The sequence below is a fragment of the Edaphobacter lichenicola genome (genome assembly GCF_014201315.1).
Taxonomy (GTDB): Bacteria; Acidobacteriota; Terriglobia; order Terriglobales; family Acidobacteriaceae; genus Edaphobacter; species Edaphobacter lichenicola_B.
Map to the genome: position 1 here is coordinate 679,192 of NZ_JACHDY010000002.1, position 13,063 is coordinate 692,254.

14 protein-coding genes are annotated in these 13,063 nt (G+C 59.2%); 9 read left to right on the top strand and 5 right to left on the bottom strand.

Annotated features, from left to right (window positions below; genetic code table 11):
* Positions 1 to 23: 23 nt before the first annotated feature.
* Together HDF09_RS09050 and HDF09_RS09055 are read left to right on the top strand one after the other, a co-directional pair.
* The gene (locus HDF09_RS09050) at positions 24 to 1,289 is read left to right on the top strand and encodes an efflux RND transporter periplasmic adaptor subunit (RefSeq protein WP_260181040.1); all 1,266 of its coding nucleotides are present in this window, start codon (positions 24 to 26) and stop codon (positions 1,287 to 1,289) included.
* The gene (locus tag HDF09_RS09055) at positions 1,286 to 2,740 is read left to right on the top strand and encodes an efflux transporter outer membrane subunit (RefSeq protein ID WP_183764923.1); all 1,455 of its coding nucleotides are present in this window, start codon (positions 1,286 to 1,288) and stop codon (positions 2,738 to 2,740) included. Before HDF09_RS09050 ends, HDF09_RS09055 begins: the two co-directional genes overlap by 4 nt.
* Positions 2,741 to 2,742: 2 nt before the next feature.
* Here the strand turns inward: HDF09_RS09055 and HDF09_RS21115 are convergent, their stop codons facing one another.
* Complete coding sequence (locus HDF09_RS21115) at positions 2,743 to 4,194, bottom strand: DUF4118 domain-containing protein (RefSeq protein ID WP_183764926.1); 1,452 nt, start codon at positions 4,192 to 4,194, stop codon at positions 2,743 to 2,745.
* Positions 4,195 to 4,286: 92 nt separating this feature from the next.
* Between HDF09_RS21115 and HDF09_RS09065 the strand changes: the two genes are divergently transcribed.
* Together HDF09_RS09065 and HDF09_RS09070 are read left to right on the top strand one after the other, a co-directional pair.
* Positions 4,287 to 5,366 carry a histidine kinase gene (locus HDF09_RS09065; RefSeq protein ID WP_260181041.1) on the top strand — a complete coding sequence of 360 codons (1,080 nt, stop codon included), beginning with the start codon at positions 4,287 to 4,289 and terminating at the stop codon, positions 5,364 to 5,366.
* A complete protein-coding gene (locus tag HDF09_RS09070; RefSeq protein WP_183764932.1) occupies positions 5,363 to 6,082 on the top strand; it encodes a response regulator transcription factor in 720 nt (239 codons plus the stop codon). Before HDF09_RS09065 ends, HDF09_RS09070 begins: the two co-directional genes overlap by 4 nt.
* 46 nt (positions 6,083 to 6,128) lie before the next feature.
* Here HDF09_RS09070 and HDF09_RS09075 read toward each other — a convergent pair whose 3' ends face one another.
* Complete coding sequence (locus tag HDF09_RS09075; protein ID WP_183764935.1) at positions 6,129 to 7,082, bottom strand: diacylglycerol/lipid kinase family protein; 954 nt, start codon at positions 7,080 to 7,082, stop codon at positions 6,129 to 6,131.
* Positions 7,083 to 7,228: 146 nt separating this feature from the next.
* Between HDF09_RS09075 and HDF09_RS09080 the strand changes: the two genes are divergently transcribed.
* Positions 7,229 to 7,903 carry a DUF4339 domain-containing protein gene (locus HDF09_RS09080; protein WP_183764938.1) on the top strand — a complete coding sequence of 225 codons (675 nt, stop codon included), beginning with the start codon at positions 7,229 to 7,231 and terminating at the stop codon, positions 7,901 to 7,903.
* Positions 7,900 to 8,313: a DUF2752 domain-containing protein gene (locus HDF09_RS09085; protein WP_183764942.1), complete on the top strand. Its 414-nt coding sequence runs from the start codon at positions 7,900 to 7,902 to the stop codon at positions 8,311 to 8,313. The genes HDF09_RS09080 and HDF09_RS09085 overlap by 4 nt, the downstream gene beginning before the upstream one ends.
* 67 nt (positions 8,314 to 8,380) lie before the next feature.
* Here the strand turns inward: HDF09_RS09085 and HDF09_RS09090 are convergent, their stop codons facing one another.
* Both HDF09_RS09090 and HDF09_RS09095 read right to left on the bottom strand, forming a co-directional pair.
* Entirely contained in the window at positions 8,381 to 8,911 is a 531-nt protein-coding gene (locus tag HDF09_RS09090; RefSeq protein ID WP_183764945.1) for a bactofilin family protein, read from the bottom strand.
* A gap of 164 nt (positions 8,912 to 9,075) precedes the next feature.
* Complete coding sequence (locus tag HDF09_RS09095; protein WP_183764948.1) at positions 9,076 to 9,318, bottom strand: hypothetical protein; 243 nt, start codon at positions 9,316 to 9,318, stop codon at positions 9,076 to 9,078.
* Here HDF09_RS09095 and HDF09_RS09100 point away from each other — a divergent pair.
* A complete protein-coding gene (locus HDF09_RS09100; RefSeq protein ID WP_260181042.1) occupies positions 9,306 to 9,968 on the top strand; it encodes a hypothetical protein in 663 nt (220 codons plus the stop codon). The genes HDF09_RS09095 and HDF09_RS09100 overlap by 13 nt on opposite strands.
* 153 nt (positions 9,969 to 10,121) lie before the next feature.
* Positions 10,122 to 11,825, top strand: a complete 1,704-nt coding sequence (locus HDF09_RS09105; RefSeq protein WP_260181043.1) for a SulP family inorganic anion transporter — start codon at positions 10,122 to 10,124, stop codon at positions 11,823 to 11,825.
* Here the strand turns inward: HDF09_RS09105 and HDF09_RS09110 are convergent.
* Positions 11,815 to 12,267, bottom strand: a complete 453-nt coding sequence (locus HDF09_RS09110) for a CBS domain-containing protein (RefSeq protein ID WP_183764953.1) — start codon at positions 12,265 to 12,267, stop codon at positions 11,815 to 11,817. The two genes, HDF09_RS09105 and HDF09_RS09110, sit on opposite strands and share 11 nt — an antisense overlap.
* Before the next feature lie 92 nt (positions 12,268 to 12,359).
* Here HDF09_RS09110 and HDF09_RS09115 point away from each other — a divergent pair, with 92 nt between their 5' ends.
* On the top strand, positions 12,360 to 13,049 hold the full coding sequence (locus tag HDF09_RS09115) for an FmdE family protein (RefSeq protein WP_183764955.1): 690 nt from the start codon (positions 12,360 to 12,362) through the stop codon (positions 13,047 to 13,049).
* Positions 13,050 to 13,063 lie beyond the last annotated feature (14 nt).

Here is a 13,063-nt window from a genome sequence, read left to right on the forward strand (position 1 = left end):
TTGATAGGCATGAAGGAGAACGCATGACGAGCGGAACAAAGGTGGAGACCAGGATGAATGAGGATGAGACCACACTCTCCGGCGAGCCCCCAGCAGCGGTCCCGGAGGTCCCGGAGCCCGGACTAACAAGAGGGACGTGGATTGGAGTGGCGGTCATCGCGGTGATCGTGGCTCTGGTTGTTATCTTCGGGATTGACGCGCGTCGCCGGACGGAGAGCACGCTCGAGACGGACACGAAAGCTGCATCGATTCCGTCTGTCAAGGTAATCCATCCTGCCAGCTCGGTGCTGTCCTCCGGATTGGCGCTGCCAGGAAACACACAGGCGTATGTGGACACGCCGATCTATGCCCGAACAAGCGGCTACCTGAAGAACTGGTACTTCGACATTGGCGCGCATGTTCGCAAAGGACAGTTGATGGCGGTCATCGAGACGCCGGAGTTGGATGAGCAGCTTCAGGTGGCGCAGGCCGATCTGAAGAGCGCAGAGGCCAACCTGAACCTGGCGAATACGACCTCGGCACGCTATCAGAATCTTCTGACGACCAACTCGGTATCGAAGCAGGAGACTGATGTTGCGGTGAGCGATGCCGCGGCGAAGAAGGCGGCGGTGGATGCCTCGACTGCGGCCGTGCGCAGACTGCAGCAGTTGCAATCGTTCGAGAAAATTTACGCACCCTTCGATGGAATCGTGACAGCGCGCAATATCGATATCGGTGGATTGATCCAGGCTGGTGAGAATACGACTCCCAAGGAGCTATTTCATCTTGCCGCGATTCAAAAGATACGCGTGTTCGTCTCGGTTCCTGAGGCCTACTCGACCTCAATCAAGGCCGGGGGTAAGGCTACTTTGACTTTGGACGAGTATCCGGGACGGGAGTTCGAGGGCACCGTTGCGCGCAATTCGAACGCGATCGACTCGGCAACACGTACGCTGAACGTCGAAGTGGATGTCGACAATCCTAAGGGCGAACTGCTGCCGGGCGCTTATGTCTTTGTTCACTTCAAGGTGCCGCAGCGTGCTTCGAATTTGATGATTCCGTCGAACACGCTGTTGTTCCGGGCACAGGGCCTGCAGGTGGGAGTTGTTCGCGATGGGCGAGTTCAGCTGGTGCCGGTGACGATCAGCAAAGACCTGGGCGCGAACGTTGAGATTGCCTCAGGGTTGACGCCGAACGATGCTGTGATCCTCGATCCTTCCGACTCGCTGGCGAGCGGCCAGGAGGTGCAGGTGAAGAGCCAGATGAATGAGAACGCAACACAGATGCAGAAGAAAGAGGGGGCGCAGTGACGCTACGACCCAGCGCTCTGGCCTGTGCCGCTGTGTTTTTGCTTAGCGGATGCATGGTTGGGCCGAAGTATGTGAAGCCGTCGGTTCCAATGGCGCCTGACTATAAGGGAGCAGGCCCGGACGCTTACAAGGAGAACTCGAACTGGCAGATGGCGCAGCCGGCCGATGCGGCGCAGCGCGGAGAATGGTGGGCGATCTTCGGCGATGCGGAACTAAATGTTCTCGAGCCGCAGGTGGCGGAGAATAACCAGAGTCTCAAGGCAGCGGATGCTCGTTTTCGCGAGGCCCGAGCCTTGATTCGCTTCAATCATGCGTCGCTGTATCCGACCGTTGGCGTGGCACCGTCTGGCGGCGGTGAACGGGAATCGTCCAATCAGCCTTACTTCAATGCGAACAACGCCCAGGGAAATGGCGTTGGCGTAGTTCAACTTCCTGTTGATTTGAACTACGAGATTGATGTTTGGGGGCGTGTTCGACGCACCGTGAGCGCTGCTCGTGAGGAGGCACAGGCGAGCGCGGGAGATCGACAGACGGTGATGTTGAGCCTAGAGGCTGAGCTTGCAGTCGATTACTTTGAGGCCCGCAGCGCCGATGCCCAGGAGAAGCTGCTGAACGATACCGTGAAGGACTTCGAAGAGGCCTACCGGATCACGAAGAATCGTTTTGAGGGAGGCGTCGCTCCGAAGTCGGACGTCGACCAGGCGCAGACACAGCTTGAGGCGGCAAGGGTACTGTCGCGTGATATTACGTTGCAACGGGCGCAGTTTGAGCACGCGATCGCGATTTTGCTTGGCAAGCCGCCTGCGTCGTTTGCATTGCCGAACGCTCCTCTCGATGCGCGACCGCCGGCGATTCCGCCGGGGCTGCCTTCGGAGCTGCTGGAACGGCGCCCGGATATTGCTGCGGCAGAACGCCGCGTTGCCGAAGCGAACGACCGCATCGGCATTGCGCGAGCTGCGTTTTATCCTACGATTTCGTTGAGCGGCTCGGTGGGAGTGGAGGGAACCTCGTTTGCGAACCTCTTCGATCCGGCGAGCCTGCTGTGGTCGCTTGGGCCTACGCTGTCGCAGACGTTGTTCGACGCGGGCCGGAGAGCTTCGGTCTCCGAACAGGCCAATGCGAGCTATGACGAGACTGTTGCGAACTACCGGCAGACTACTTTGACGGCGTTTCAACAGGTCGAAGACAATCTGGTCGCGCTGCGCGTTCTGAACCAGGAGGCGGGGCATCAACACCAGGCCACGATGGCGGCGCAGTCTGCTGCGCAGATATTTAACAATAGATACGTTGGCGGGCTGGACACTTATTTGCAGGTAGTGACGGCTCAGACTACTGAGCTGAATAACGAGCGCAACGACATCGACATTATGCGCAGGCAGATGGATGCGAGCGTGCTTTTGATCAAAGCGCTGGGTGGCGGCTGGAATGTGACCCAACTGCCAAAGCTGTAGTCTTAACGGCCCGAGAGGTTCAGCGGGAGGTAGAAGGAGAAGACTGAGCCTTGCGTGGGTTGACTGGTCACCTCGATGGAGCCGCCGTGGGCTTCGACGATCGCCTTCGCGATGGCTAGCCCCATGCCTGTTCCCTGCACGCGATATCGTTGCCCCTGGCCGCGGTAGAACTTGTCGAAGATCATCATCTTTTCCAGATCGTCGACCCCTGCGCCACGGTCGGCGACGCTGGTAACGAGCTGGCCTCGGGAGACCTCGGCGCTGACGAAGATTGGACTTCCCTCGGTGGAGTATTTTGCGGCGTTCTCCAACAGGTGCTGCAGCACTTTGGCGATGCGCTCGAGGTCCATCTGAACTGGAGGAAGGGTGTCGGGGAGGCGGAGTTCGAGAGGATGATTCTTGAGCGGCCCCTGAACAGCCTCGAGGGCAAGATCGACCGCCTCTCGCATGGAGTGCATGCGCAGATCGAGTTTGATGTCGTTCGCATCCAGCTCCGCCATCTCCATGGCCTGACCGACGAGCCGGTCCAGTCGCGCGGCCTCTTCTTCGATGACCTGCAACATCTCTCCGCTTTGCTCGGCATCGAGGGAAGACTCGCAGCGCAAGGTCGTGACTGCGGCTGTGATGGAGGTGAGAGGCGTTCGGAGTTCGTGCGCCACAGAATCCAACAGCGCGTTGCGCAGGCGCTCGCTTTCGCGGGAGGCCTGGACCCGGGTCAGGGTTTCGACGGCACCGGCGCGTTCGATCGCGATAGCCGCCAGGCCACAGACTGCGTCGAGCGCCTCGGGAGAGGTCCTGTTGCCCGTGATTCCGACCGCACCGATGGGGCGCGTTCCGAGGAGGATGGGGACGAGTGTGACGGCGCGTTCTTGGTCATAACGATGATCGCGGGTGAAGGCTGCATCCCGCAGCTCGGACGCGGTTACGTCCATGTAGTCCGGACTGGAGCGATAGATGCGATCTTTTTCACGCAGATAGATAGCGGCTCCCGCGAGGTTGAAGGTTACGGCGATCATCTGCGGCAGGACGTTGAGGAGATCGATCACGTTGCCGGTGACCAGCATCTGCTGGCTGAACTCGTACAGGCGCTCTGCTTCGCGCTGGCGGCGCCGCGAGATCTTTGCTTCGCGGCGTGCGCGCTCGGCGAGCTGGCTGGCGACAATGCCGGTCACGAGAAAGGCGAAGAGGGCGACCCAGTTGCGGCCGTCCCCAACCGTGAAGGTGAGAACCGGCGGAAGGAAGAAGAAGTTGAAGGCTGCGGCCGAAAGGATGGACAGGTAGATTGAATGTCGGAGGCCCCAGTTTGCGGCTACGAGAAGGATGCCAATCAGGAACGTCAGGGCTACCGTCGTCTCGTTGACATGCAGACGAAGAAAGTAGACGGCTACAATGACAGCTGCGCTCGCTGTGGAGATACTGTACCGCACGATACTGCGTATAAGCTTGCGCTGCACTACCTTATCTTATCCTTATGGGCACTCGTGACAACTCGAATCCGGCCCTGAAGAGTCCGGAAGAATGGCTGGAGAAGGTCGCGCCGGAGAAAATGCGGGGGACCTTTAAACTTTTCCTTGGCTATGCGCCGGGCGTCGGCAAGACCTACAGCATGTTGAGCGAGGCGATCCGGCGGCATCAGCGGGGTGAAGACATTGTCATCGGGGTGGTCGAGACGCATGGCAGACCACGTACAGCGGAGTTGGCCGATCAACTGGAGCAGATTCCGCGTAGAAGAATCGAGTACAAGGGCGTGGTCTTCGAAGAGATGGACCTCGATGGCATCCTCACCCGGCGACCGCAGATTGTTCTGATCGACGAGTTGGCGCATACCAATATCGAAGGCAGCAGACATCGCAAGCGCTATGAAGATGTGCTCGAAGTCCTGGCCGCTAATATCGACGTGCTGGCTACGATGAACGTACAGCACATCGAGAGCGTCGCTCCGACGGTGCAGAGCGTCACTGGCGTGATGATCCGCGAAACCGTCCCTGACTGGCTGGTGCAGCGCGCGGACGAGATCGTCATGGCCGATCTAACGCCCGAGGCTCTTCAAACAAGGATGCGGCGCGGAGATATCTATGGAACGGCTCGTGCGGAGAAGGCCCTGGCAAACTTCTTCCGTCGCGGCAACCTGATTGCGCTCCGCGAACTCGCGCTGCAGCATGTGACCAAGGCGGTTGATCGTACGTTGACCGCATATATGGACGCGAAACGTATTGAGGCACACTGGGCTGTACGCGAGCGCGTTGCTGTGTGCATCAGCTCCAACAGCTCGTCGCAGATGCTGATCGCGCGGGGGGCGCGTGTAGCGGAAGGTGTCGGAGGCGAGCTGTTTGTTCTGCATGTCGCCACCGATGAAGACCTGCCTGAAGACGAGAAGGCTACGCTTGCAGCCAATATTCAGTTCGCACGCAATCTCGACGCGCAGGTGTTCACCGTCAAGGGGAAGAGCATCGCGCATGCTGCGGCCAGCTTCGTCCGCGAGAAGCGCATCACCCATATTGTCTTCGGCCGCACCGCCGTTCACGGCTTTCGCAAATACCTTTATTACTGGGCGATTCAACACTTTCTCAAAGAGTCGCCAAATGTGGATGTTCACATCGTGACACAACATGCGGAGCGCGAATGAAACAGAACCTGCAGGACCAGCAACATGCAAAGATTCTTATCGTTGATGACGAAGCTCAGATCACTCGCGTCCTTCGTACGGCGCTGTCTACTCAAGGCTATTCCTTGCGCATCGCTGCGAACGGCGTCGAAGGAATGGAGGCTGTGCATGAGTGGAAGCCAGACCTCGTCGTCACCGATGTCTCGATGCCGGAGATGAATGGGATTGAGCTTTGCCGTGAGATTCGCGCCGTATCCACGGTTCCGATCATTGTTCTTTCGGTCCGCAACCAAGAGGCTATGAAGATTGAAGCGCTCGATGCAGGTGCTGACGACTATGTGACGAAGCCATTCAGCATTCAGGAACTGCAGGCTCGCGTCCGTGCACAACTCCGCCGCAGTTCGGCTGCCGAGTCCGAGGCTCCGCAGATTATCTCGGCAGGCGATTTTTATATCGATATTCCACAGCATCGTGTGGTGGTTCGCGGGCAAGACACGCATCTGACGCCGAAGCAGTTCGATCTTCTCGTATTCCTGGCGCAGCATCCTGGACAGGTCCTTACGCATCGGGCGCTGCTCCACGCGGTGTGGGGAACGAACGCCGACCAGCCAGAGTATCTGCGCGTCAACATTGGTCAGTTGCGGAAGAAGATCGAACTAGCAGAGGAGCCTGCGTACATCATCACGGAGCCCTGGATCGGCTACCGTTTTCGTCCCACCGGTAACGACGAGTTCTAAATTAGTACGCGAAGCAACTCTGTTCTGGGACTTATTGCTTCAGGACTTATTGCTTCCCTTCTGCTTTGTGATCTTTCGGCATTAACAGCGAAACCGCCTGCGGCAAAAGACGTACTGACATTGGCAGATATCCGATCCATTCGCCGTCGAGTTCGGCGTGAATGCGATGATTCTGCTCGAGTGGTGTGCAGCGGAACTCGGAGACTCGAACCTGTTCCAGCCATGGATTTCTTGCATTGAGTGCAAGGTGGCTGAAGGCGAACCAGGCCGGTAAGCCGATTCTGGCCGGCGGTTTCGCAATAGAGAGAAGAAGTTTGTTGTCGGCTGCGAAAGTTTCCGTTGCCAGACGCCTGAAGATGCCTCCAAGGTTCGGGACGCGGGAGCACATCACGCTGACTCCGCGCTGTTCCACCCACTCGGAAGACTCACTGCTTCGATACTCCACACGAAACGCTGGAAAGTTCCGCATCAGAAAGAGCCGTAGCGAGTGGGCATAGTAGGCGCTCCGGCCCAGTCTCGATCGTTTTCCTGCAAGAAGTCGATAGACGAGCGCACCGTCCGGACCGGCTCCCGCCATGACGATGAAGTATTTCTTCCGTTCGGATCCGCTGGCGGTGTAGCGTACCTCGCCAACCGAGATCGCACGAGGCTCAAAGCTGAGTTGCTGTTGCAGGGCTTTTACGGGATCGAGGGCCAGCCCCAGATTTCGCGCAAAGACGTTTGCCGTGCCGAGAGGTACGACTCCTAGCGCGGTTTTAGTGCCCACGAGACCCTGCAGAACCTCGTGCACGGTGCCGTCGCCACCACAGGCGAAGACTGCATCGCGTCCGCTGGCCGCAGCGTCTGCCGAGATGGATTGTGCCTCCCCGGCGGCCGCAGTCAAAGCTGCATTTGCCTGCACACCTGCCCGTTCAAGCGCCTGCACCAGGGCAGGGACCAGCGTTTGCAGATCCTTTCTTCTGCCCGCCGACGCGTTGACGATCAGAGTCGCTCGATCCACACTGCAAGACTCTCATATCTGCATTCTTAGGGGACAGAATTGGCGTCATCGAGGCAGATCTCCGAAAGTGATTGTGCGGAAGCGCCTCTCCGTGATTTCATCGAGGCTGCAGCTACGTTGCAGTCCCCGACACTCAGGAGCTTTGCATGACCTACCAGGTTTCACGCAATGGGCAGATGTATGGACCGTATACCCTCGAAGATCTTCAGCGCTACGTCGCCTCGGGAAACGTTCTGCCGACGGACATGGCCAAGAGCGACACGATGCCGGACTGGGTTCCGGTTGCGCAGATCCTCGGCTCGGCTGGAGTGCCGACGACGTCCGCCTACGCCGCTGCTGTCGCGTATTCGCAGACAGGCAACGCATATCCAGACCCACCTAATTTGAACTGGGTGCTTGAGCTGCTGCTGGGCTTTCTAACTTGCACGCTCTTCGTTGTGGTGTGGAACCTGGTGATCGCCGCATGGGCAAACAAGGTGCAGCCGGCGAGCAAAGCCCTGATGTTTTACATCATCGCTACGGTGCTGATCGTGCTCAACTTTGGCGGGTCGTGGGGGGTTGTTATCTCGATGAGCCACCATCAGCAGCCGCACCAGAGCTTCGTCGGAGGCTTCATCGGGATTGCCTCCTGGGTCGCCCGCCTCGTCGCCCGCTTTACGCTGCGGGATACGCTGGAACAGCACTTCAATAGCACGGAACCGCTTGGGTTGCGTCTGAACCCTGTTATGACCTTCTTCTTCGGCGGCATCTACTTTCAGTACAAACTCAATGAGATCAACCAGCTGAAACAAACGCTTCGATACCAGAACCTGCCGCGATGATCTGGTTGATTCGTAGCGGCCGTGTCGCAGCAATTGTGCGCACAGCTGCGCCGCCGGCGATCGTCGGGGCGGTCGACGGGGTTCTGCGGCGCTTTCCCCCTGCTCAGAACAGCTTCTATCCACGATGTCCTATCTATGAGGCTTTTCACCTGAAGTGTCCGGGGTGCGGAGCTACACGTGCTCTTGCCGCGCTGCTCCAAGGTCGCTTCGACGAGGCGATGCACCTGAACGGCCTCGCGATGCTCCTGCTCCCTGTCGCCGCAGCTTATGGTTTTTATTGGTATTGGCGCTTTGTGCGGCGCGGAGTCTACCGCGGGCTGCCTGTTCCGCAGGAGGCTGTGTATGCCGCGCTTGCTGCGGCTTCGATATTTACAGTTGTTCGCAATCTTCCGCTTCGGCTATTCCAATAAAAAGCAAAACGATCCCTGTGATTAGCAGGGACCGCTCAACTCGATAAGGTACGATGTCAACGAAGCGTTACGCCTCTACGGCGACCGGCTCGGTCGAAGCTGGGGTAGCGCTGCCACCCTTCAGATCGGTTCCGCCGGGCTTGCGAATGTCGATGCCGCCCTTGAAGAACGCGCCATCTTCAATCGAGATACGCGCTGCGATGACGTCGCCGGTGAGCGAGCCTTCGCTGCGAATATCAACGCGGTCGCTGGCCTGGCAGTTGCCGCGGACCTTACCCAGCACAACGATCTCGCGTGCCACGATGTTCGCCGCGACCTGGCCGTTGCGGCCTACGGTGACGCGGTTGCCGGGTAGGTTGATTGCGCCTTCGACTTTGCCATCGATGTAAAGAGACTCAGAACCTGTCAGCTCTCCCTTGACGATGAGAGACTTGCCGATGGTGGCCTGTTCGCCCGTTGGTACAGCGGCTGCCGCATTGCCAGCGCCGACGGTCGCGGGACGGGTTGGGCTCGCCTCGAAGTTCGTCGCTGGAGTCGACGGACGCACCGGTTCAGGAGTCGAGGGAGTGTTGCTTCCAGTCTGATTCGGTTTCCACATGTTCGTTTGTATCCTTTCGTACTGCTTCAAATGATCCGCCGCGGTCTGTCGCACGCGCTACCACGACGGCAGCACGCATACTTTCCACGATACTACTCTGCAAAGGCCCGTGGATTGCCCCGTATTCACAATCTATTCCACAACGTTTGTACCTTTTCCGTTACCTATGGAGTTCTTTCCGACTCCTCCGAAGTTTCTTCTCCCTTTTCCCACTTTTCTTCCACCTCGAAAGTGGTATGTGGCTTAAAGCCCCTACCGCATAGAAAAGACTGTGTGTCAGGTAGGATGGCAACAACTGAAAATTCCTCTGTGAGAGCCCTATCCTTTGAGTTCGACTCCCTGCACGACCCGCGCCAGGCTGCAGTTTTCTCATCTTCTCCCGACATTATTTTTTTTGACTTTGTCATCGATTTATTCGGGACATCCGCTTCTGGCGGCCGGCCCTAAGATTCATACGGTCACGCTGGGGGCGTACCGCAAGGTTCCCTACACGCAGCCGGACGCCACCCCCGACACGAAAGTGGACGAGACCAGCAGCCTGAAGGTGCGCCCGCTCTTCGTAGATGACCGCCAGAAGGAGTGGACGACGGGCGAGGTCCACGATGTCACAGACCGCACCTTTACTGTTCGTCGCGCGCTTCGGCTCAACGACGCGCTGCCGAATGATGCTGCGCCGCATTGGATCTGGCAGCCTGGACCGTGGCTTTCGGTTGATCGCGTCACTGGCCACATCACGGTGCTCCACCTGCCCGACTTCGACTTCGCTGTCTCCGACGTGGTTTGGTTCCGCGACTATGCGGCGTACTGCGGCATCGCCACGACGGCCAAGGGAGGCCTCTACGCCATTGTGGCCGAACTGGGAGCGCGTCGCCCTGTGGTCCAGAAGCAGATTGGAAAGTGGCCCGAGTCTGATCACTTTATCCCGGTCTGCCAGCCTGCTCAGTGGCAGCGGCTGCCCATGCGGGTGACACTAAAGCCGACTGGCGGCGAGGCCACCACTTACGACGTGGTCGGCACCGTCTCTCTGCTGGAAGAGGGCGATAACTCAGACGAATAGTAGAGCGTCGGCTGGTCGCCAGGGTTGAGGATTCGCGACACGACCTGCATCAAATCAGCGGTATTTGGTTTAGGATCAACGTCTAGTTACAAGACAACCGCTGCGAAGGCTGGGAACTTTGCGCTGTCTCCCCAGGCAGGAGTTTCGAATTTGTTGAATCTGTTCCAAGGCATCAGACCCGTGAAGCGAAACGGCGTTGTACGAGACGCCGTTGCCGGGGTTGCGTTTGCCGCGATGAACATTCCTCAGGCTCTCGGGTACACCCGGATCGCAGGAATGCCTGTCGTAACCGGCCTCTATTCCCTTCTGTTGCCGCTATTTGCCTTTGCAACCTTCGGTTCGTCGCGGTTTCTGGTCGTCGCCGCCGACTCGGCCACCGCAGCCATCCTTCATAGCGGCCTGGCCGGCATGGCGCCAGCCGCGAGCACCCGATATGTTGCACTGGCGAGCCTGGTGGCGCTGCTCACCGCCGTCTTCCTACTGTTGGGGCGGTTGTGCGGGTTGGGATTCGTCGCCGACTTCCTGTCGCAGACGGTGCTCGTCGGCTTTCTGACGGGCATAGGACTTCAGGTCGGCATTGCGGTTCTGGGACAGATGCTTGGCATTCAGGTCACCTCTCGCAGATCGATTCTCCAACTCGTCGAGATCAGTCGCAACCTCCCGAAGGTGCATCTGCACACGCTGGCGGTGACCCTTGCCGTGCTTGCGTTCGTTTTTGCTCTCCGCTGGTCTGCCCCGAAGGCGCCGGGGCCAATGCTGGCCGTCATTCTGGCCACAGCAGCAAGCGCGCTATGGAACTTTGCCGGACATGGCATCGCCATCATTGGCGCAGTGGCTGGCGGTCTGCCTCACCTTGCGATGCCGGACGTCAGCTGGAGCGACATCCGACCACTGCTCCCGGTCGCCGGGTCATGCGCCATCATGATCCTTACCCAGAGCGCTGCCACCTCACGCATCTACGCTGCGCGTCATCATCAACGGCTGGACGAGAATCAGGACCTCATCGGCCTGTCCGCGGCCAACGCAGCCGCTGCGTTCAGCGGGACGTTCGTCGTCAACGGTAGCCCGACGCAGACCGCCATGGTGGAAAGCGTTGGCAGTCGGAGCCAGGTCGCGCAGGTCACCACGGCGATCGTCGTCGCGCTGGTCCTGCTGTTTCTGACCAAGCCGCTTCAATACCTGCCTCAGTGCGTACTTGGCACACTGGTCTTCCTGGTCGCGATCCGGCTGATCAAGCTACGCAGTCTGAAGGATATTCTCCGCGAAAGCCCTGCCGAATTCGCGCTTGCCGTGACAACTACCCTCGTCGTGATTACCGCGGGCGTCGAGGTGGGTATCGTGCTGGCGATGGTCCTGTCGCTGCTGCGCATCGTGCATCACAGCTATCATCCCCGCACCGGCGTCATGATTCCGGACGAGGCCAATGTATGGAAGCTGATTCCTCCGACTCCGGGCGCAGTAACCGAACCTGGGTTAGTGATGTACCGCTTTGGCGCCGCGCTGTTCTACGCCAACGCGAGCCGGTTCTCCGACGAGGTTCTCGGCCTGGTAGGCCCATCCCCGACCACCGTGCGCTGGTTCATCGTTGATGCCGAGGCGATTACCAACCTGGACTACAGCGCTGCGCGAGTGGTTGAGGAGTTGAAGAAAAATCTGACAGATGCCGGCGTCCAGCTGGGATTCGCTCGAGTGCCATGGAACACGAGGGCAGACTTCGACCGCCATCACCTGACCGAGGTCATCGGCAGCGCATGGATCTTCAATCGGCTGCACGACGCGCTCGACGCCTTCGAGGCATTCGCGGCGAAGAACCCGGCGTTGTCCATCGCGGCAGCGCAGCCATCCGTTAAGTCGTAGCCGCACCCGAGATATAGGCTTCGAGATGCCGGATCGTCATCTCCTGCTCGCTGATCACAGTGTTGACGAGGTCGCCGATCGAGACGACGCCGACGACTGCGCCGCCCTCGACCACCGGCAGGTGCCGAATGCGATTTTTGGTGATGATGCGCATGCACTCGCCCACCGTGTGTTTTGGCGAGACTGAGATCACAGGGCTGCTCATGATCTCCGCGACCGGGGTGTCCTTCGACGAGCGGCCCTGCAGGATAACTTTGCGCGCGTAGTCCCGTTCGGAGATGATTCCGAGAAGCGATTGCTGGGTCATCACCAGCAGCGCGCCTACCTGCCGCTCTGCCATCATCTCGATGGCCTGATAGACGGAGGCATCGGGCGCGATCGTAGCCACTGGCCCGGACTTCTGCTTCAGCACCATACCAATCGTCGTTCCAAACTCACTCATGGGTCACCTCGGGCATCGAATAGTACCCCCCCTGAGCAACCTCGCGCAAACACTTAAAAACGCGCTCCCGCGTCCAGCAGTATCATCAGGCTATGCAGTCTTTTGACGCACTTCTCCACGAAGCCGAGATCGCCCACGGCCACCTTTGCGCCGGCCAGATTCTCGGCGTCCGCATGGCCATGCTGGGCTGCGAACGGCTTGGCGTCGAAGATCCCAAGGGTGCCGACCGCAAGCGCCTGGTCACCTTCATCGAGATCGACCGCTGCGCAACGGACGCCATTGCCGTCGTCACTGGCTGCCGCCTGGGCAAGCGCGCCATCAAGTTTCGCGACTGGGGCAAGATGGCGGCTACCTTTGTCGACCTGACGTCACCCCTGACACCGCAGGGCGATACTCCTGTTTTCAAAGCTCTGCGGATTGCCGCGCTCGAATCATCCAAGCAACGTGCCCGCGAACTCTTCCCGCACATTGAGAACAAGAACGAGCAGCAGATGCGTGCTTATCGCGAGCTGCCTGACGAAGATCTCTTCCACGAAGAGTGGGTTGCAGTGCCGATCCACTCGCGTGAGATGCCTGGCTACAAGTCGGCGCGTATCACCTGCGCGCAGTGCGGCGAGGGCATCAACTACGATCGCGAGTACCTGCGCGACGGAAGAACACTTTGCCAGGGGTGCGCCTTTCCCGAGGCCCGCTACTATCGGCCGCTTACGGAAGCGGAGCTCTCTAACAACAGCAAGGCCGGCGCGGAAACCTCTCCGCAACCGGCCTGCGAACATTGTTAGGCGCTGCAAGACTG